This window comes from Acetobacter sp. A11-2, assembly GCF_040208445.1.
Classification (GTDB): Bacteria; Pseudomonadota; Alphaproteobacteria; order Acetobacterales; family Acetobacteraceae; genus Acetobacter; species Acetobacter oryzoeni.
The window spans coordinates 2,797,169-2,815,021 of sequence record NZ_CP157843.1; the positions used below are offsets into that span (position 1 = coordinate 2,797,169).

General features: G+C 51.7%; 18 protein-coding genes, 1 tRNA gene and 1 pseudogene. 8 read left to right on the forward strand and 12 right to left on the reverse strand.

Translation table 11 applies throughout. The features are described 5' to 3' along the window. Window positions 1-21: 21 nt before the first annotated feature. The 4 genes from sdhA to ABNV41_RS13660 form a co-directional block, all read right to left on the reverse strand. Window positions 22-1,833, reverse strand: coding sequence for a succinate dehydrogenase flavoprotein subunit (gene sdhA, locus ABNV41_RS13645; RefSeq protein ID WP_050818965.1), 1,812 nt, complete (start codon window positions 1,831-1,833; stop codon window positions 22-24). Window positions 1,834-1,950: 117 nt separating this feature from the next. After that, the gene (gene sdhD, locus ABNV41_RS13650) at window positions 1,951-2,364 is read right to left on the reverse strand and encodes a succinate dehydrogenase, hydrophobic membrane anchor protein (RefSeq protein ID WP_050818964.1); all 414 of its coding nucleotides are present in this window, start codon (window positions 2,362-2,364) and stop codon (window positions 1,951-1,953) included. Window position 2,365: 1 nt separating this feature from the next. Continuing rightward, window positions 2,366-2,839 (reverse strand): succinate dehydrogenase, cytochrome b556 subunit, encoded by a 474-nt coding sequence (gene sdhC, locus ABNV41_RS13655; protein WP_050818963.1) that lies wholly within the window; start codon window positions 2,837-2,839, stop codon window positions 2,366-2,368. Window positions 2,840-2,975: 136 nt separating this feature from the next. Next, the gene (locus tag ABNV41_RS13660; RefSeq protein WP_050818962.1) at window positions 2,976-3,998 is read right to left on the reverse strand and encodes an aspartate-semialdehyde dehydrogenase; all 1,023 of its coding nucleotides are present in this window, start codon (window positions 3,996-3,998) and stop codon (window positions 2,976-2,978) included. 403 nt (window positions 3,999-4,401) lie between these two features. Between ABNV41_RS13660 and ABNV41_RS13665 the strand changes: the two genes are divergently transcribed. The 5 genes from ABNV41_RS13665 to ABNV41_RS13685 all read left to right on the forward strand — a co-directional run bounded on the left by ABNV41_RS13665 (window position 4,402) and on the right by ABNV41_RS13685 (window position 9,828). Beyond that, a complete protein-coding gene (locus ABNV41_RS13665) occupies window positions 4,402-5,553 on the forward strand; it encodes an NAD(P) transhydrogenase subunit alpha (RefSeq protein WP_050820297.1) in 1,152 nt (383 codons plus the stop codon). After that, window positions 5,550-5,876, forward strand: a complete 327-nt coding sequence (locus ABNV41_RS13670) for an NAD(P) transhydrogenase subunit alpha (RefSeq protein ID WP_050818961.1) — start codon at window positions 5,550-5,552, stop codon at window positions 5,874-5,876. Before ABNV41_RS13665 ends, ABNV41_RS13670 begins: the two co-directional genes overlap by 4 nt. Next, complete coding sequence (locus tag ABNV41_RS13675; protein ID WP_050818960.1) at window positions 5,877-7,292, forward strand: NAD(P)(+) transhydrogenase (Re/Si-specific) subunit beta; 1,416 nt, start codon at window positions 5,877-5,879, stop codon at window positions 7,290-7,292. It abuts the gene before it with no gap. A gap of 76 nt (window positions 7,293-7,368) precedes the next feature. Beyond that, window positions 7,369-8,397: an alcohol dehydrogenase AdhP gene (gene adhP, locus ABNV41_RS13680; protein WP_050818959.1), complete on the forward strand. Its 1,029-nt coding sequence runs from the start codon at window positions 7,369-7,371 to the stop codon at window positions 8,395-8,397. A 39-nt stretch (window positions 8,398-8,436) separates the two neighbouring features. Next, window positions 8,437-9,828: an NAD-dependent succinate-semialdehyde dehydrogenase gene (locus tag ABNV41_RS13685; protein WP_087651660.1), complete on the forward strand. Its 1,392-nt coding sequence runs from the start codon at window positions 8,437-8,439 to the stop codon at window positions 9,826-9,828. 528 nt (window positions 9,829-10,356) lie between these two features. On the opposite strand, the gene ABNV41_RS13690 is transcribed toward ABNV41_RS13685, so the two are convergent. Next, window positions 10,357-11,445, reverse strand: a complete 1,089-nt coding sequence (locus ABNV41_RS13690; RefSeq protein WP_050818957.1) for a HigA family addiction module antitoxin — start codon at window positions 11,443-11,445, stop codon at window positions 10,357-10,359. 384 nt (window positions 11,446-11,829) lie between these two features. Here ABNV41_RS13690 and ABNV41_RS13695 point away from each other — a divergent pair. Continuing rightward, a protein-coding gene (locus tag ABNV41_RS13695) for an IS5 family transposase (protein ID WP_087651418.1) occupies window positions 11,830-12,584 on the forward strand; the annotation gives its coding sequence in 2 pieces (ribosomal slippage) (window positions 11,830-12,169 and window positions 12,169-12,584; 756 coding nt in all). A gap of 546 nt (window positions 12,585-13,130) precedes the next feature. Next, a complete protein-coding gene (locus tag ABNV41_RS13700; RefSeq protein WP_050818955.1) occupies window positions 13,131-13,427 on the forward strand; it encodes a hypothetical protein in 297 nt (98 codons plus the stop codon). Window positions 13,428-13,601: 174 nt separating this feature from the next. Here ABNV41_RS13700 and ABNV41_RS13705 read toward each other — a convergent pair whose 3' ends face one another. The 3 genes and pseudogenes from ABNV41_RS13705 to ABNV41_RS13715 all read right to left on the reverse strand — a co-directional run. Next, window positions 13,602-13,724 (reverse strand): hypothetical protein, encoded by a 123-nt coding sequence (locus tag ABNV41_RS13705; RefSeq protein WP_269057428.1) that lies wholly within the window; start codon window positions 13,722-13,724, stop codon window positions 13,602-13,604. After that, on the reverse strand, window positions 13,721-13,921 hold the full coding sequence (locus ABNV41_RS13710) for a hypothetical protein (RefSeq protein WP_019089524.1): 201 nt from the start codon (window positions 13,919-13,921) through the stop codon (window positions 13,721-13,723). The genes ABNV41_RS13705 and ABNV41_RS13710 overlap by 4 nt, the downstream gene beginning before the upstream one ends. A 1-nt stretch (window position 13,922) precedes the next feature. Continuing rightward, window positions 13,923-14,159, reverse strand: a pseudogene (locus ABNV41_RS13715) (hypothetical protein); the annotation flags it as partial. A 27-nt stretch (window positions 14,160-14,186) separates the two neighbouring features. Between ABNV41_RS13715 and ABNV41_RS13720 the strand changes: the two are divergent. After that, on the forward strand, window positions 14,187-14,384 hold the full coding sequence (locus ABNV41_RS13720; protein WP_197687373.1) for a tyrosine-type recombinase/integrase: 198 nt from the start codon (window positions 14,187-14,189) through the stop codon (window positions 14,382-14,384). 196 nt (window positions 14,385-14,580) lie between these two features. Here ABNV41_RS13720 and ABNV41_RS13725 read toward each other — a convergent pair whose 3' ends face one another. The 4 genes from ABNV41_RS13725 to xseA form a co-directional block, all read right to left on the reverse strand. After that, window positions 14,581-15,756, reverse strand: coding sequence for a phosphoserine transaminase (locus tag ABNV41_RS13725; RefSeq protein WP_349934797.1), 1,176 nt, complete (start codon window positions 15,754-15,756; stop codon window positions 14,581-14,583). A 31-nt stretch (window positions 15,757-15,787) separates the two neighbouring features. After that, window positions 15,788-15,874: transfer RNA gene (locus ABNV41_RS13730), tRNA-Leu, on the reverse strand. A gap of 55 nt (window positions 15,875-15,929) precedes the next feature. Next, window positions 15,930-16,271 (reverse strand): hypothetical protein, encoded by a 342-nt coding sequence (locus ABNV41_RS13735; protein ID WP_003623232.1) that lies wholly within the window; start codon window positions 16,269-16,271, stop codon window positions 15,930-15,932. A gap of 97 nt (window positions 16,272-16,368) precedes the next feature. Next, entirely contained in the window at window positions 16,369-17,823 is a 1,455-nt protein-coding gene (gene xseA, locus ABNV41_RS13740; RefSeq protein ID WP_050818954.1) for an exodeoxyribonuclease VII large subunit, read from the reverse strand. Between the last annotated feature and the right edge of the window lie 30 nt (window positions 17,824-17,853).

Below are 17,853 nucleotides of genomic sequence, written 5' to 3' on the forward strand. Positions count from 1 at the left end.
TCGCCCGTTCGTTCCGATAACTCAGTAAACGCGCTTCTTGGGTGGGAAGACCTGCACATCATCGGTCAGGGTCTTCATATGCACCGGACGGTAGGTCAGCTTCACGCCGCCTTTGTCATCCAGCCACGATACGGAATGCTTGAGCCATTCCTTGTCATCACGGTTAGGATAATCATCCCGCGCGTGTGCCCCACGACTTTCATGCCGCGCAAGGCCGCTTTCCAGCGTGACAGTGGCGTTTGCCAGCAGGTTTTCAAACTCCAGCGCTTCCATCAGATCGCTGTTCCAGATCAGGGAGGAATCTGCCACAGAGATATCGCTCACGCCGGTCCAGATATCGCGAATTTTGTCCACGCCTTCCTGCAGGCTTTCCTGCGTACGGAACACAGCAGCATGTGTTTGCATATCGCGCTGCAAACGCTCACGCAGGGCAGAAACCTTGGTGCCACCTTTGGCGTAACGCAGCCGGTCCAGCCGATCCAGAGCAGCTTCACCCGCACCAGCAGGCAACGGACGGGTAAAGTCCGTTGGCTTCACCACTTCCGCAGCACGGCGGGCCGCAGCACGACCAAACACAATCAGATCCAGCAGAGAGTTTGTGCCCAGACGGTTAGCACCATGCACAGACACACAAGCCGCTTCACCCACAGCCATCAGACCCGGCACAACTGCATCCGGATTATCCGGGGTTGGGCGCACCACTTCGCCATGAATATTGGTGGGAATACCACCCATATTATAATGCACGGTTGGCAGAACCGGAACGGGTTCCTTGGTCACGTCCACACCGGCAAAGATACGTGCCGTTTCAATAATACCCGGCAGGCGCTGGTGCAGAAGATCAGACCCAAGATGCTCAAGGTGCATCATGATATGATCTTTTTTCGGACCACAGCCACGGCCTTCCTTGATCTCGATTGTCATGGCACGGGAAACCACGTCACGCGAGGCCAGATCTTTGGCTGTTGGCGCATAACGCTCCATAAAGCGTTCGCCTTCGGAGTTGGTCAGATAACCACCTTCACCACGGCAGCCTTCTGTCAGCAGGCAGCCTGCCGGATAGATGCCAGTGGGGTGGAACTGCACAAACTCCATATCCTGCGTAGGAATACCCGCACGCATGGCCATACCGTTACCATCACCCGTACAGGTATGGGCAGAGGTGCAAGACTGATACGCACGGCCATAACCGCCGGTAGCCAGCACAACCATCTTGGCGTTGAAACGATGGATTGTGCCATCATCCTGGCACCAAGCCATCACGCCACGGCATTCACCTTCCTCATCCATGATGAGGTCAATGGCAAAATATTCGACAAAAAATTCAACATTGTGCTTCAGGCACTGCTGATACAGCGTGTGCAGAATGGCATGCCCGGTACGGTCAGCCGCAGCGCAGGCACGTGGCACAGGTGCCTTGCCGTAATCGCTCATATGCCCACCGAAGGGGCGCTGATAGATCTTGCCATCTTCCGTGCGGGAGAACGGCACACCAAAGTGTTCCAATTCGCGCACAGCAGGCACGGCCTCACGGCACATAAATTCAATGGCGTCCTGATCGCCCAGCCAGTCAGACCCCTTTACGGTGTCATACATATGCCAGCGCCAGTTATCTTCGGCCATATTACCCAGAGAAGCCCCGATGCCCCCCTGTGCGGCCACGGTGTGGCTACGTGTTGGAAAAACCTTGGTAACGCATGCGGTGCTTAGCCCTGCGGCGCCCATTCCCAACGTTGCACGCAGGCCCGAACCACCTGCTCCCACAACCACAACATCATAAGCGTGATCAACAATTCGGTAAGCTCCCCGTGACGGAGAGGTATTGGCGTTCATCGTGACGGCGCTCCCATTGCGTTCGGCCTGTCAGTCTTTTCAGGTTCGTGCCACAGCGCTTCAGGCTTTGGGGCGCTGGCGGCACAGGCTCTTGATTCTATAAGGCGGTGGCCCGGCTTATTTGGCGGTGCTGCCGCGCACAAACAGCTTGATAACGGCAATTACGCCCAGCAGCCCCAACAGGGAGGTGCCGATTTTAACAAGCAGGCGGGTAGGCAGATGTGCCTTGCCGTGCACGTAATCATCCACAATGACCTGCAGCCCAAGCTGAGCATGGTAGAAAGTGGAAATGATCAGGGCGATCAGCATGGTTGCGTTTACGGGCTTGCTGCCCCACTTCACCACTTCTGCATGATCTGCACCGCCGAGGCGGAACATCTGCACCACAAACCACGTTGAAAGTGGAAGCAGGGAAGCTGCCGTTACACGTTCGGCCCACCAGTGGCCTACACCGGAATGCCCGGCCCCAAGCCCGCGTGCCCGCCCAAGCTGGGAGCGCATGACTTCAATATGAGGAGCAGAAGCATTCATGTCAGGATACCTTTCCTGCTTTGGCGCGGCTGCGTTTGCGACAAATGGAAACAGCCAGAAGGCCAGCTGCCAGAACAGTGCTGACACCAGCGGTAACACCCACGGCTACCGGGCCATCCTTGTTAACTTCCTTTTTGTCGTACCGGTAACCGCTATCCCAGATCAGATGGCGGATGCCGCCAACCGTGTGGTACACAACGGATGCCAGCCACCCCAGCAGCACAAGCTGCCCAAGCGGGTTGCCTGTTACCTTGCGCGCCGTGGCAAAGGCCTTTGGCCCCTTGGCCGCAGCCCCAAGCCAGAACACACCCAGTGCTGCACCTGCTGTTGCGATAACGCCCGTAATACGGTTCATGATGGAAAGAACCATGGAAAGGCGATAACGGTAGACCTGTAAATGCGGCGACATGGGCCGCTGAATAAGTCTGCCGTCACTTCGGCTCCCTACATAGAGGGCCTTGCGGATATCCTGCATTGTCTGCCTCGTACCCCGTCTCTATCCCGTAGCGCCGGCTGGATCCGGCGTTTGCATCGTTTTTGTCCTACGCCCCACCCCTCTGGCCGGTCAATTCAACAGACCAACACGAGGCCGAGAGGGGCGGGATTCTCACTCAACCGTGTCTGGGCAGGAGATCGAGAGCAATCATGGTTTCGGCAATCTGCACCGCGTTCAAAGCCGCACCTTTCCGCAGATTATCGGACACACACCAAAACGCGAGACCATTGGGAACTGTTGGATCGACACGAAGGCGTGAAACGTAGGTTGCGTCTTCCCCCACCGAGTCAATCGGAGTCACGTAGCCGCCATCTTCACGCTTATCCAGCACCACAACGCCTTCTGCTTCACGCAGGGCTTCGTAGGCACGCTTGATGTCAACAGGTTCCTCAAACTCAGCCACAACAGATTCAGAGTGACCAATAAACACGGGCACACGCACGCAGGTGGCAATCACGTCTACATCCGGGTCGAGAATTTTCTTTGTCTCGACTCGCATCTTCCATTCTTCTTTGGTCGCGCCGTCATCCATAAACACATCAATCTGCGGAATGCAGTTAAAGGCGATCTGCTTCTGGAACTGCTCAATCTTCGGTGGGTCATTCACAAAGGTGCCGCGTGTCTGGGCGAACAGTTCATCCATCCCATCCTTACCTGCACCAGAAACAGCCTGATAGGTGGACACTACAACCCGCTTGAGGGTGAACAGATCATGCAGTGGCTTAAGTGCCACCACCATCTGAATGGTAGAGCAGTTGGGGTTGGCAATAATGTTGCGCTTGATCTGCTTAAGGGCGTTCGGGTTTACTTCTGGCACCACCAACGGCACATCCGGGTCCATACGGAAGTGCGAGGTGTTGTCAATCACCACACAATCTGCTTTAGCAGCAATGGGTGCATATTTTGCAGATACGGAGCCACCGGGGGAAAACAGCCCAACGTCCCATCCCGTGAAATCAAATGTTTCAAGGTTCTTTACTTTCAGAACCTGATCTCCGAACGAAACTTCCCGCCCGGCAGAACGCGGCGAGGCCAGAGCCACAATTTCATCAACCGGAAATTCACGCTCCGCCAGTGTTTTGAGGATTTCACGCCCCACGGCTCCAGTCGCGCCTACAACAGCAACCCGATATCCCATAATCCACCTGCTTTTGATCGTATATATATGTAGGCCATATATATGGCCTGATGGCGGCAGACCCTAGACCATTACGCAACCAAATGGAATTGCCCGCCACGGGCAGCTGCCCCGGTGGGCACACGCCCCGCCACTTTTCCTGCTTTCCTCAAGCCTTGCTATCCACCCAAAATCGAAACCCGCTGCCATGATCAACCGTTCATACCCATGACACGCAGAGCAAGGGGTGTGCCCACTTAAACAAAATTACAATAAATTACTTGAACACTATGACTATATTTTTTGATGCACATCATTGCAGCACCCCTACGCACCGTAGTGTCATAACTTTTGTGCCTCAGGCAGGATGCAAAACCCTGTTCTGACCTTTGCCCAACTTTTACAACAGAGTTTGGAACAGACCGTGACACTTAAAATTGCAATTCTGAAGGAAACGGCAGCCGATGAAAGACGGGTTGCCATGATTCCATCAGTGGCCCAGCGCATTGCCAAACTTGGAGCCTCCTTGGTTCTGGAACAGGGTGGGGGAGCTGCTGCCACTTATACGGATGCAGCATACACACAGGCTGGTGTCACCACAGAAGCAGATCAGCAGAAACTTCTGGGGGATGCTGATATTGTGCTGGCTGTGCAGCCGCCCAGTGTGGAAACGGTAAAAAAAATGAAGCCCGGCAGCCTGCTGGTGTCTTTCATTTACGCCAAAACGGAGCCTGATCTGGTAAAGGCTTTGCGGGATGGCAAGATCACTACATTTGCCATGGAGCTTATTCCGCGCATCAGCCGGGCACAGGCTATGGATGCACTTTCCAGCCAAGCGGCTTTGGCCGGGTATTACGCACCTCTGCTGGGCTGCGTGCACATGCAGAAAATCCTGCCCATGATGACAACAGCCGTTGGCTCACTTCGGGCCGCGCGTGTGTTGGTAATGGGTTTGGGTGTTGCCGGGTTGCAGGCTTTGGCAACAGCGCATCGGCTTGGCGCTGTTTGCGAAGGTTATGATGTGCGCCCCGAAACCAAGGAAGAAGCAGAATCCGTTGGTGCGCGCTTTGTAGATACGGGTGTAGATGCTCGGGGCGCAGGCGGGTACGCACGTGAACTGACACCAGAAGAAAAAACAAAAGTGCGTGCTGCACTCAGCCAACATATTGCGCAGGCTGATCTGATTATCACCACGGCAGCTGTCCCCGGCAAACACGCACCACGCCTGATTGATGCAGACCAGTTGGCTGCCATGAAAGAAGGGGCTGTTGTGGTGGATATGGGTGCACCCAATGGCGGAAACTGCGAAGGCACAAAAGCCGGAGAAATTATTAAAGTTGGGCCAGTCACATTGGTAGGTCCCACTAACCTGCCATCCTGCCTGGCAGCTCAGGCAAGTGAGCTTTATGCCAAGAATATCTATAACCTTTTAGAACAGGTCGTGCATGACGGCGTACTGAAACCTGATTTTACGGATGATGTCATCAAAGGCACCACCCTGACGCATGATGGTGCAATAACCAATGATGCCATCAAACAATTTATCGAAAGCGCTCCTGCGGAGAAAGTATCATGATTACCGCAACATCCATGACCTTTATTATCGCTTTATACATTTTCATGCTGGCAGCCTTTACCGGCTATGTGGTGATCAGCCGCGTACCATCCATCCTGCATACACCCCTGATGTCTGGCTCCAACTTCATCCACGGTATTGTGGTTGTTGGTGCGCTGGATGCGTTGTTTAACGCAACCAGCATTTACGGACAGATTATTGGTTTTATTGGGGTTTTTCTAGGATCAGGCAACGTGATGGGGGGCTACGTGGTAACAGACCGCATGCTTGCCATGTTCCGGCCCAGCCAAAAACCGGCACCTGCCAAAAAGGAACAGCAATAAATGTTTATTGAATACATTGTGGGCCTAAGCGGCCTTATTGCTGCCGGCCTGTTTATTTACGGGCTGAAAGCCATGTCATCCCCTGTTACGGCTGTATCTGGCATTGTAACAGCCGGTTACGGTATGATCTTTGTTATTGCAGCAACTTTTCTAAATTTATTTAACGTAACTGAGGCCGCCAAACCGCATCTTCTGGTAAATGTGGTACTGGCTGTATTGGCTCTGGTTTTGGGTTGCGCATGGGCTGGCTGGCGTGGCCGTACCGTGCAAATGACAGCCATGCCACAGATGGTTGCAATTTTTAACGGTATGGGCGGTGGTTCTGCAGCATGCTTGGCAGCTGTAGAACTTTTAAGCGATGACCCAACATCTCCGCTGCACCTTACCATTACCGTTTTGGGTGCGCTTATCGGGTGTATTTCGCTTACTGGTTCCATTATCGCATGGGCCAAGCTGGACGGCCGAATGAAAAAGCCGGTGCGCTTTGGTGGTCAGCGTATTTTCAATGCTGGGGTGTTTCTTGTTGCTCTGGTGTTGGGCGCACTTACGGTCATGCAGTATGCCACCCCAATGGGAGAACTCCCACGGGATCTGTTCTTCCTGACGGCCCTGCTGTTTGGTGTGTGCATGACACTGCCTATCGGTGGTGCCGATATGCCGGTTGTTATTTCGCTCTACAACGCATTTACCGGGTTGGCTGTTGGGCTTGAAGGGTATGTGATGAACAACCCCGCCCTGATGATTGCAGGTATGGTTGTAGGCTCTGCCGGCACATTGCTGACTGTGCTGATGGCCAAGGCCATGAACCGCTCACTCACCAACGTGTTGTTCAGCAACTTTGGTGATAGCACCAGCAGCGCCAAAGGCCCGCAGGGTGAAATGAAATCTGTTGATCCAGCAGATGCGGCCACTACCATGCGTTATGCATCCAGCGTGATCATTATTCCCGGTTACGGGCTGGCCGTGGCACAGGCACAGCAGAAACTTTACGAGTTTGTCAAAATTCTTGTTGCCGATGGTGTGGATGTTAAGTTTGCCATCCACCCCGTTGCTGGCCGTATGCCGGGGCATATGAACGTTCTACTGGCCGAGGCTGGTGTACCATATGACATGATTTATGACATGGATGACATAAATGATAGTTTCGCCACAACGGATGTTGCGCTGGTTATTGGCGCCAACGATGTGGTGAACCCGGAAGCCCTGACCGATAAATCCTCCCCCATCTATGGCATGCCTATTTTAAATGCTTACAAAGCACATCAGGTATTTGTCATTAAACGTGGTACGGGCGTGGGGTATTCCGGCGTGCAGAACCCTCTCTTCTTCCAGAAGAACTGCACAATGGTATTTGGAGATGCACAGGCCGTGCTTTCCAAAATGGTTGAAGCTGTCAAAAGTCTTGGCGGCTCCTGAGCATGACAAGGGCGAGGCTTAATTCCTCGCCCTTTTTTATTTCTCATATCTGTTTGTAAAATAAAGGAAGCATATCATGTCCGGAAAAATGAAAGCCGCTGTGGTTCATGAATTTGGCAAACCACTGACCATTGAAGAACTGGACATTCCCACCATTAAACCTACCCAGATTTTGGTTAAAATGATTGCCTGCGGCGTGTGTCATACAGATTTGCATGCCGCCAGTGGAGACTGGCCCAAAAAACCACATCTGCCTTTCATTCCTGGCCATGAAGGTGTTGGCACGGTTGTGCAGGTTGGCAGCGAGGTAGATTGGGTAAAGGAAGGTGATGTTGTGGGTGTGCCCTGGCTGTATTCTGCCTGCGGCCATTGCGAACATTGCCTGGCAGGGTGGGAAACCCTTTGCCCGAAGCAGGAAGAAACTGGCTATTCCGTAAACGGCTGCTTTGCCGAATATGTGGTGGCAGACCCTAACTACATTGCTCATCTCCCAAAAGGCGTAGATCCCGTAAAAGTTGCCCCCGTACTGTGCGCCGGCCTGACCGTTTATAAAGGCCTGAAAATGACAGATACGCGCGCAGGGAACTGGGTTGCCATTTCTGGCGTTGGGGGGTTAGGCCAAATGGCCGTGCAGTACGCCGTAGCAATGGGGCTGAATGTTGTGGCGGTAGATATTGATGATGAAAAACTGGCAACCGCCAAAAAGCTTGGTGCAACGTACACCGTTAATGCCAGAAATACAGACCCGGCAGCATTTATGCAGGAAAAAGTTGGGGGCGTACACGGTGGATTGATCACCGCTGTTTCCACCAAAGCATTTTCTCAGGCTATGGGTTATGTGCGGGCAGGGGGCACTTTGGTGCTAAATGGCCTGCCGCCGGGTGATTTCCCAATTTCTATCTTTGACATGGTCATGAATGCCATTACCATTCGCGGTTCCATAGTAGGCACACGGCTGGACATGATTGAAGCTCTTTCCTTCTTTGCGGAAGGGAAGGTAACATCTGTCACCACAACGGATCGGATTGATAACATCAACGCAATTTTTGATGCGCTCAAGAACGGTCGGGTGGAAGGCCGCGTGGTTCTGGACTTCCGCAACTGAGCAACTCCTAATCTCAGAAACAAAAGAAGGGTTATTCTGATGGCTTATGCAACAATCAATCCCTTCACCGAAGAGCAGGTGAAGACATTCCCCTCCGCCACAGATGCGGAAATTGAAACAGCGGTTGGCAAGGCTGATGCCGCTTTCCAGAAATGGAAAAACTTCTCCCACGCAGATCGTGCACGCATTCTGCAGAAAGCAGCTGACCTGCTGCGCGAAAATCTGGATGAGTATTCCAAGCTGCTGACCCTTGAAATGGGCAAGCGCTTTGCTGAAGCTCAGGCAGAAACAGAACTGTCCGCTGCCATTTTCGAATACTACGCCAAGAACGCTGAAAAGCTGCTGCAGCCGCAGGACCTGCCCGTAGCAGACCCGCAGGAAGGCCGTGCCAAACTGGTGTACGAACCGCAGGGAATCATTGTTGCAATCGAACCTTGGAACTTCCCGTTCTATCAGGTTGCCCGCATTATCTCCCCTCAGCTTTCCGCCGGTAACACCGTTATCCTGAAGCACGCTTCCAACGTGCCGCAGTGTGCTGCTGCCATGGAAAAACTGATGCTGGATGCCGGGCTGCCAGAAGGTGGCTTTATCAACCTGTATCCGTCCCACGCACAGCTTGCCACGGTTATTCAGGACCCACGCGTACGCGGCGTTGCCCTTACAGGTTCTGAAGGTGCAGGTGCCAAAATTGCTGCTACAGCCGGTGGCGCACTTAAAAAGTGCATCATGGAACTGGGTGGCTCTGATGCGCTGATCGTGCTGAACGATGCAGACATTGAAAAAGCCGCCAAATGGGCTGTTTTTGGCCGCCACTGGAACGGCGGGCAGGTGTGCGTTAACGCCAAGCGCATGATTGTGGAAGACGGTGTTTACGACAAGTTTGTAGAACTGTACCGCAAAGGCGTGAGCGCCCTGCGTATGGGTGATCCGATGGACCCCAACACCACCATGCCGCCGCTTTCTTCCCGCGGTGCTGTGGAAGACCTGAAAAAGCAGGTTTCTGAAGCTGTGGCACACGGTGCAAAAGCAGAAGAAGTTCCGCTGGAAATGCCCAACAAAGGCTGTTTCTTCCGCCCTGTTATTCTGACAGATCTGGATGAAAGCAACCCGGCACGCCGTTGGGAATTCTTTGGCCCGGTTACCATGCTGTTCCGCGCAAAAGACGCAGGCCATGCTGTGGAAATCGCCAATGATTCCCCATATGGCCTGGGCGGTTCTATCTTCTCTCAGAACGAAGAAAAAGCAGCTGAACTGGCCCGCAAGATGGACACCGGCATGGTGTACATCAACCACCCAACAATGGTGAAAGCTGACCTGCCGTTTGGTGGTGTAAAGCGTTCTGGCTTTGGCCGTGAACTGATTGACCTTGGTCTGAAAGAATTCGTCAACACCAAGTTGATCGACATCGTGGACATTGACGCACCGTTCTAAGAATCGGAGAAAACGACAGTTTTCTTAGGTTTTTAGAAAAATAAACCTGCCCACTTAGGCCAAATTTGGACAGAACAAGTTAAGAACATTCTGTTGGAATTGGGCATAGGCTGGGCAGGTTTTTACCGCTCACCGAAACTACAAGAGTTTATTGATGCCAACTTTTAGCATTATCATTAAAGCCTCCAAGCCTGGGCAGCCATCTACTGACGTGCCATACCGAATTTCAGGCATGAGCGAGGAAGATGCCCGTATTGAAGCTATAAGGAGAACAAAAAAGAGCAAACCAAACTGCACGTATAAGGTAGCGTTATGTCGCGAAGTGCCGCAATAATAAGAACAATCGCTTTTAACAATGTATTAAGTGCAGTTCCTACCATCGCTTACTTCCACTAGGAATCTAATTGCACTACAAAAACCGCTAACCTAATAGCTAAAGATGATGGTGGAAGAAACATACGCCCACCACTGCCCAGATTACTTACGGACAGCAGTAGGCGTTTTGGGGTGATTGATAGACAAGTAAATTTAAAGGCTATCTTCAGCCATTTTCAGTCTAAGATCTGAAAATTTGTGCCATGCCAGTGATTTTCTATGCTGTAACATACCGACAATAATACCCGGATGTATTCCTAAACGGCTAGAGAAGGCTAAAATGTTTTCTCTTGTTTGCGGGAATACATCTAATGGCTTGTCATTTAATAAAATTTTCGTAGAAAATTCATCTGCTTGGCGCTCATATTGCTGATTGGCATCAGAGGGGGAAGCGGAATTCCCTTCAATAAAGATTTTGTCTCCATGAAGCATTAAATGACCAATTTCGTGAAACAATGTGAACCAAAAATGGTCATTTGTTTTGTGACGGAGTGACGCTTGGATTATGAAGCGACCGTTTGCAGCTTTATGCGTAGCGCCACTAACCGGAGCACCTTTGATGCCGGGAATAACGATGAATGCCACACCACATTCATGAAGAATGCTTTTTATACGAGGCATATATTCAGCTTGAGAAAGAAGAGTTAGAGGCCGGATTTCAGAAATGGCAGCCTTAAGTTTTGCTTTTGAGAAAGGAGGCATTTCCAGCTTTTCTGCTTCGATTTCTCCTAAGCGCAACCAGACGCTAAGAGCAGCATCTTGGCTGGTAAATGTAGGAGAGTGCCGATAAGCAGCACAGCGACCTGTCCATCGGCTTTCGTAAGCAGCTTCTGATCCAACACCAAAAAATGACAGGATAGCATTGCGAACCGCAATAGCGTCCTTTCCCACGGATCTCTTCAATGTTTTAAGGAAATCTGACGGGAAAATTTTTATCCAATCAGCGCAATGTTGTGCAGCATGTTTCTCTTTTTCTTTTGCCTGAAAGAGTTGCCAGTCAGCATCAATTCCAGACCAAATGGACGCACTAACCCCTAATACCTTTTCAAAGATTAATGCTGTATCGGAGGTAATGGGATTTTTCCCATTGATAATCTCACTCACCTGCTTAGGTGTAATTCCACATAGCCGAGCAAATGCAGCTTGACTTAAGTCACGAGCCTCCAAATGTTCTTCTAGGACTTCCCCCGGATGAACAGAATAATCAGGTGCCCAAGTATTGTTCGTGTTAGTATGCAGCATGATTATCCTCCGTGGTAATTCACAACTTCACAAATGGTTATGTTCGTGACTAGTGAAAGATCTATGCCTCCATCTTCTAAAAGAGGTATCGGGTTGTGATTTACCTTAAACACAATGCGGAAGGGATGCAGAGCATCAACCGCATATTGATGTTTACGGTTATTCGTAAGCTTGTGACATCGTTCTGGCTTTTGCGCAGGTACCTGCTGCAAAGTTGGAGCATTAGCTAATACGGACATGCGCCGTGCAATTACTTTAGCTTGCTTCTCTCCATAATCCCTAACTACGGCGTGTCGTCAGTTAAGCCCTGAGAGTGGCACGTGAGGGTTGTACTTTGTGTCTGCGTGTGCTGACTGTTTTCCCATTTTTTGGGGAGACAGACAGATGCGGCGCTATAGTTTACGCGATGACCAGTGGGAGCGGATAAAGGATCTTCTTCCTGGTCGAGAAGGCTATGTCGGCGGCACTGCGGTGAACAACCGTCTGTTCGTGGAGGCGGTGCTGTATCGCTATCGCGCGGGTATTCCATGGCGCGACCTTCCTGCCCGTTTCGGTGACTGGAAAAACGTGCACCGGCGTCTGCGCCGCTGGTGTGAAAGCGGCGTCATCGAACGGATATTTCGTTATCTGGCCGCTGATTACGACAACGAATACATGATGATCGACAGCACAATTGTCCGAGCGCATCAGCATAGTGCCGGAGCTCTCAAAAAAGGGGCACGGATCAGGCCATCGGACGATCACGAGGCGGGCTAACTACAAAGATCCATGCCATCTGCGACGCTCTGGGCAATCCAGTGGAACTCGGCATCACACCGGGACAGGATGCCGATATCACCCAGGCAGAACCACTTCTGGAAAACATCGAACCGGATGCTTTCCTTGCTGACAAGGCGTATGACGCGGACAGGTTGATCGATCGGCTGATACAGCGCGGGATTACCCCGGTCATCCCGCCAAAACGCAACAGAACGACACGACGGAAAACCGATTTTTCTCTCTATCGCGAACGGAACCTTGTTGAGAGGTTCTTCAATAAACTCAAGCAGTTTCGCGCTATCGCAACCCGCTACGATAAACTGAAATCGACCTTCCTCGCAGCCGTGCAGTTCGCCTCAATCATCATCCTGCTTAACTGACGACACGCCGTAGAAGAGCCCATGTGTTAAAGACCTTTTGCAGCTTCCGCGTTTGAAACGTTATGTTCATTTCACCTGCGTCTATGTTCTTGTACCTATAACGACTCGCTAAAATTGTCAACGGAAAGGATTACCTAACAGGTAACAATCGTCAGCAAGAAGCTGAAGGAGAGATTACAAACTTGAAATGCTTTAGCAGATACGGCCTTATGCACCAAGCTTACTTCATCGCATCCCTAAAAGGTTCTCGATTTGCAACAGTGCTCACTTTATCAGGTGAACACAATTCCGCGTTTATGCGCCCGTACCTTATATAAGGCACGGTATCGTTATCTGATCATACTTGCGATATAGAGCCGATAGCCAAGGGCTATCCGCTGCCTAAACGCGGCTCTTGGTCACTTAATTCCGCCAAAAGCCTAATCAAGTTCAGCAATAGCAATAAAAGAATCGAACACTGATCAATTTATTTAGAGTAGCTTTGAAATTTTGAATCGGAGTTCCTAAATTACATTTTAGATATAAACTCATAGAATAGAGAGCATCATGACGAAGTATGTAATTGTGGCAGCTAAACCGAACAATGATGAAAGTCATTTAAATTCGAAATTCAAAGTTTGGGAGCAAACACCTTCTCAAGGTTGGAAATATAGCTGGAAATCAATTCATGATATTAGTGATTTGATACGAAACGGTCATGAAGTTTTGACAGGGGAACTTGTAGAAAATAAACCAGGCAGTGAATATGCTTATACAATGAAATACGGAGAAAAAGTTGAAATGGTATTAAGAATTATAGGAAAAGATAAAAAATATAAAATAAGCGAAATGCCAGATAAATAGGAATATATATTATCTAGTATGTTTGCATTTCATTCCTCACGAAAGACGTTATGCTTGATATCTATCGTGGGGAATATATTTATTACTCAGTCTGCATAGCAGCATCGAGCTGCTTTCCGGCAAAGACCCATTCATCCACCGTGATGTGTACGGCCTTTCTTAAGCAGTCTTAAGTTATTCATTCCGCCAAATATCTGACCGCACCACCAGTGCATGCCAGCCTACAGCAAAGATGATGGTGGCGAGGAAAACTCCCCCGCCACCAACAATCATACCGCACTCAAAATCCGGCGTCATGCGGACTGGATGGCCGCGTTATCGGCCTGACACTTGGCAAAGATGGCCTGAATATCTGCCACACTCGGCCCGGTCTTGCTCTTGGACTGCTCCAGGGCCTCCTTGACCGTTTCATACACTTCCGGCCCGTATTTCTCGGCCAGACCTGCCACGGTGCCGACTACGCCCAGGATGGCGCTGATTTCTGTTGCGTTCATATTATTTGCTCCCGCCAAGAGCTGCGCAGGCGTCCGGCGTAGTGCCGGTTTTCAGGCCTGCCCAGCAGGTTTCGAATGAAAGAAAATCGGTCTGGAGTGCGTTCACACCCGTCTGGGTGATGCTGTTGCCGTGCTCAATGGAGGTTTCCAGAGACGAAATTTCATTGAACACGGTCTGGCTTGCCCGCTTGGCAATATCCTTCTGCGTGTCAGTCAGGGCGATGCCCTTTACATTGCCTTTAACCCCCTTCTACGACCGCACACAGTGGCATGCAAAACCGCAGGGATTTCTGGATTTACGCCTCATGGCTGGCGACATCACTGGGCATCATGGATGATTATGTCGGGATGCGATTTATTCACTCTGATGAAGCTTGGTGGATGGTCAAGCCTTCAAATGGTGCAGAGATATGCAGCCGTAAACTCTGATCACATGAAGTCGGCCATTGATAAATTAACGTGAGCCATTTGGGCATATATTGGGCAGAATTTATATTCTAACGTTAATTTTCTATATTTCTCAATGAGTTATGTTTTACATAATCGACATCGTGGATATTGACGCACCGTTCTAATAGGCGCGCTTCAACCCAACAAAAAAGGCGGAGGGAAATTTCCCTCCGCCTTTTTTATACCGTGTAACGGCAAATTTTTTTTAATTACTGCGGCACAACCTGTGCAAAAGCCCAATCCAGCCAAGGCAGTAGGGCGCGCACATCTGCTGCTTCTACCGTAGCACCACCCCAGATACGCAGGCCCGCAGGGGCATCACGGTAACTGGCCAGATCAAACCCAATGCCTTCTTCGGCCAGAATGGCCAGCATCTTTTTAACTGTTTTGGTCTGCTCTTCGCGCTCAAGAGCCAAGAACCACGGGGCAACAATACGTAGGCAAATTGCTGTGGAGGAACGCTCTTCACGCTTCTGGGCCAAAAACTCTACCCAGTCCGTTTTTTCCACCCACATGGTCACTTCAGCCAGATTGGCTTGGCTGCGTGCTTTCAGCCCTTCCAAACCACCAGCACCTTCGGCCCATTTCAGGCTGTCCAGCGCATCCTCTACGCACAGCATGGAAGGTGTGTTGATGGTATCACCCCGGAAGATACCTTCAATCAGACCATTCTTGTTCGTCATGCGGAAGATTTTAGGCAGTGGACGTGGAGCCTGAAAACTTTCCAACCGCTGCACAGCCTTGGGGGAAAGGGCGATCATGCCGTGAGCGGCTTCACCCCCCAAAGCTTTCTGCCAAGACCATGTCACCACATCCAAGCGGTCCCACGGCAAATCCATTGCGAACGCGGCAGAAGTGGCATCACAGATCACCAGCCCATCATGCTGCTCTGGAATGGCATCTGCTGAAGGAATACGCACACCAGAGGTGGTGCCATTCCATGCCAGCACCACATCGTGGTTCCAATCAACCTGCGTCATATCTGGCAGGCTGCCATATTCGGCTTTCAAAACCCGTGTGTTTTCCAGCTTAAGCTGGGTAACAATATCTTGCGCCCATAGTGCTGAGAAACTTTCAAACGCCAGCACATCTACCGGGCGTTCCCCCAACATGGACCACAAGGCCATTTCCACCGCACCGGTATCAGAAGCAGGCACGATACCTACGCGCCAACCTTCTGGCACACCCAGAATGGCGCAGGAGCGGTCTATAACTTCTTTCAGCCGTGCACGCCCTTCTGCAGAGCGATGCGAACGCCCTACCAACGCATTTGCCAGCGCCGATACATTCCAACCCGGCCGCTTTGCGCACGGGCCAGAAGAAAAGCATGGATTAAGGGGACGGCTGGCCGGACGAGGAAGAACGGATAAGGAAGCGGCTGTCATAACCTTGGCCAGAATAGGGGGAGAAGAAATCTGGTGCGAGAGAGGGGACTCGAACCCCTAAGCCCTTTCGGGCGGTCGATTTTGAGTCGACTACGTCTACCAATTCCGTCACTCTCGCAGCGTGGCCCTTTTCCTATCAGCAAATTGCCGCCGGGAAAAGAGGCATGCATGCTTTATCGGCACACTCTTTTTGTACCATCAGAGGCAATATAGGTGCCTGTCTGGGTATCAAAGCATGCATTTTGCACACAAGAATTGCCAGAAGAAAGTGGCTGCGGGTAATTTTGCACACCCATCGCCATATTTTCACGCGCAGCTGTTCCGCACAGCGGTGTGTTCAACGGTGCAGAAGGGTCATTCGTCAAATGGCTGTCATTCGTTGCAGACGGCTCGGTTGTCAGGCCCGGCGCAAAGCTTTGTGGCGGAATACGATGCCCCTGCTGAGGCGCACACCCTGCCAGTAGCCCTCCCGCCAGACACAGGCTGACAACACCAACAGAAAAACGGATGGACATGCGCTTTCTTCTTTCCTGACAGCGCGGACCGCTCCGCCCGCGTGGTTTGTATTGGCCGATCATAAACCTGATTGGCATTGCAGCTCAACTCAGCCTGTTACAGTTCCAGCACACCTTGCTTTGGCTGGTGTGTGCCATCACCAACCACAGCCGGGCGGGCACCATCACCAAATGTCAGTTCTACGCGTTCACCATCACGTAATTGTCCAGCACTGGTCACTGGCCGCCCCTCCGCCGTAACAAGCGCATACCCACGGGCCAATACAGCGCGGGGAGAAACGGCTTCCAACTGCCCGGCAATGCCTGCAAGAGCTGTCCGTCTTTCCCGCACCAAGGCTTGTAATGGAGCTGAAGATATCCGTAGGCGGCCCAGCCGGGCATCCTGCCTTTGGAATGTATGCGCCATGCTGGCTTGCAACATATTCTCCAGCACAGCCAAACGGGTGCGCCGCCCTGCCAATAAGGTTTCAACCGCAGGCATATGGCGTTCAACTGCAACCAGATCTGCTTTCCGATGCTGCACCAAAGCGGGTAGGGCAACATCTAGCCTACGGCCTCTATCATCCAGCTGCATACGTGCTGTCTGCAACAGGCTAGGCAGATCCGGCATGGCAGAAGATGCACGATCCAGCCTTAATCGTGCGGTTTGCAGCAGGCGAGAAAGCGCACCCAGTGCACGTGCGTTACGGTGTTCTATATCTGCCAGAAGTTCCGTGCGCACTGGCACGGCCATTTCTGCAGCGGCTGTGGGTGTTGGCGCACGCCTGTCTGATGCAAAATCAATCAGGGTTGTATCTGTTTCATGCCCTACGGCAGAAATCAGCGGAATGGTACACGCAGCCGCTGCTCGTACTACAGCTTCATCATTAAAAGCCATCAGGTCTTCTAGTGATCCACCGCCACGCGCCACAATCAGCACATCCGGCCGAGGCACTGCGCCTTGGCCATCAAGCTGAGAAAACCCATCAATAGCCACGGCAATGCGGGCGGCTGCGCCTTCCCCCTGTACGGGCACGGGCCAGACAATCACCGGCCGCGGAAAACGCCTTTGCAAGGTTGTGCAGATATCATGCAGCACAGCGCCTTGAGGTGATGTTACCACCCCGATCACGCGCGGCAAAAGTGGAATGGCTTTTTTACGGGCTGTATCAAACAGCCCTTCTTCTGCCAGCCTGATGCGCAGGCGCTCAATACGGGCCAGCAAAGCGCCTTCGCCCGCATATTCCATCCGCTCTACAACAAGCTGATAGCTGGAACGCTCACCATATGCCGAGATCTTACCGGTGGCGATAATCTCCACCCCGTTTTCTGGCGCCAGACCAAGGCGGGACACCGAACCACGCCATACCACACCAGAAATTTTGCCCCGCTCATCCTTGAGCGAAAAATATACATGGCCGGAGGGATAGCGTTTAAGTTCCGTAATTTCGCCACGCACACGCACGCGGCTGAACGTGCCCTCCAGCGTGCGCCGGATAGCCCCCGAAATTTCTGAAACGGTAAATTCCGGCACATTGTTGCTGGCCGATGGAATGTCAAACTGTTCGGTCATGCGGCTAACCTATGCTACAGACGCTCGCCC

Bases quoted from the DNA above. Each gene is read 5' to 3' on its own strand.
- sdhA (WP_050818965.1), bottom strand. From the start codon at position 1,833: ATGAACGCCAATACCTCTCCGTCACGGGGAGCTTACCGAATTGTTGAT.
- sdhD (WP_050818964.1), bottom strand. From the start codon at position 2,364: ATGAATGCTTCTGCTCCTCATATTGAAGTCATGCGCTCCCAGCTTGGG.
- sdhC (WP_050818963.1), bottom strand. From the start codon at position 2,839: ATGCAGGATATCCGCAAGGCCCTCTATGTAGGGAGCCGAAGTGACGGC.
- ABNV41_RS13660 (WP_050818962.1), bottom strand. From the start codon at position 3,998: ATGGGATATCGGGTTGCTGTTGTAGGCGCGACTGGAGCCGTGGGGCGT.
- ABNV41_RS13670 (WP_050818961.1), top strand. From the start codon at position 5,550: ATGATTACCGCAACATCCATGACCTTTATTATCGCTTTATACATTTTC.
- ABNV41_RS13675 (WP_050818960.1), top strand. From the start codon at position 5,877: ATGTTTATTGAATACATTGTGGGCCTAAGCGGCCTTATTGCTGCCGGC.
- adhP (WP_050818959.1), top strand. From the start codon at position 7,369: ATGTCCGGAAAAATGAAAGCCGCTGTGGTTCATGAATTTGGCAAACCA.
- ABNV41_RS13685 (WP_087651660.1), top strand. From the start codon at position 8,437: ATGGCTTATGCAACAATCAATCCCTTCACCGAAGAGCAGGTGAAGACA.
- ABNV41_RS13690 (WP_050818957.1), bottom strand. From the start codon at position 11,445: ATGCTGCATACTAACACGAACAATACTTGGGCACCTGATTATTCTGTT.
- ABNV41_RS13700 (WP_050818955.1), top strand. From the start codon at position 13,131: ATGACGAAGTATGTAATTGTGGCAGCTAAACCGAACAATGATGAAAGT.
- ABNV41_RS13705 (WP_269057428.1), bottom strand. From the start codon at position 13,724: ATGACGCCGGATTTTGAGTGCGGTATGATTGTTGGTGGCGGGGGAGTT.
- ABNV41_RS13710 (WP_019089524.1), bottom strand. From the start codon at position 13,921: ATGAACGCAACAGAAATCAGCGCCATCCTGGGCGTAGTCGGCACCGTG.
- ABNV41_RS13725 (WP_349934797.1), bottom strand. From the start codon at position 15,756: ATGACAGCCGCTTCCTTATCCGTTCTTCCTCGTCCGGCCAGCCGTCCC.
- ABNV41_RS13735 (WP_003623232.1), bottom strand. From the start codon at position 16,271: ATGTCCATCCGTTTTTCTGTTGGTGTTGTCAGCCTGTGTCTGGCGGGA.
- xseA (WP_050818954.1), bottom strand. From the start codon at position 17,823: ATGACCGAACAGTTTGACATTCCATCGGCCAGCAACAATGTGCCGGAA.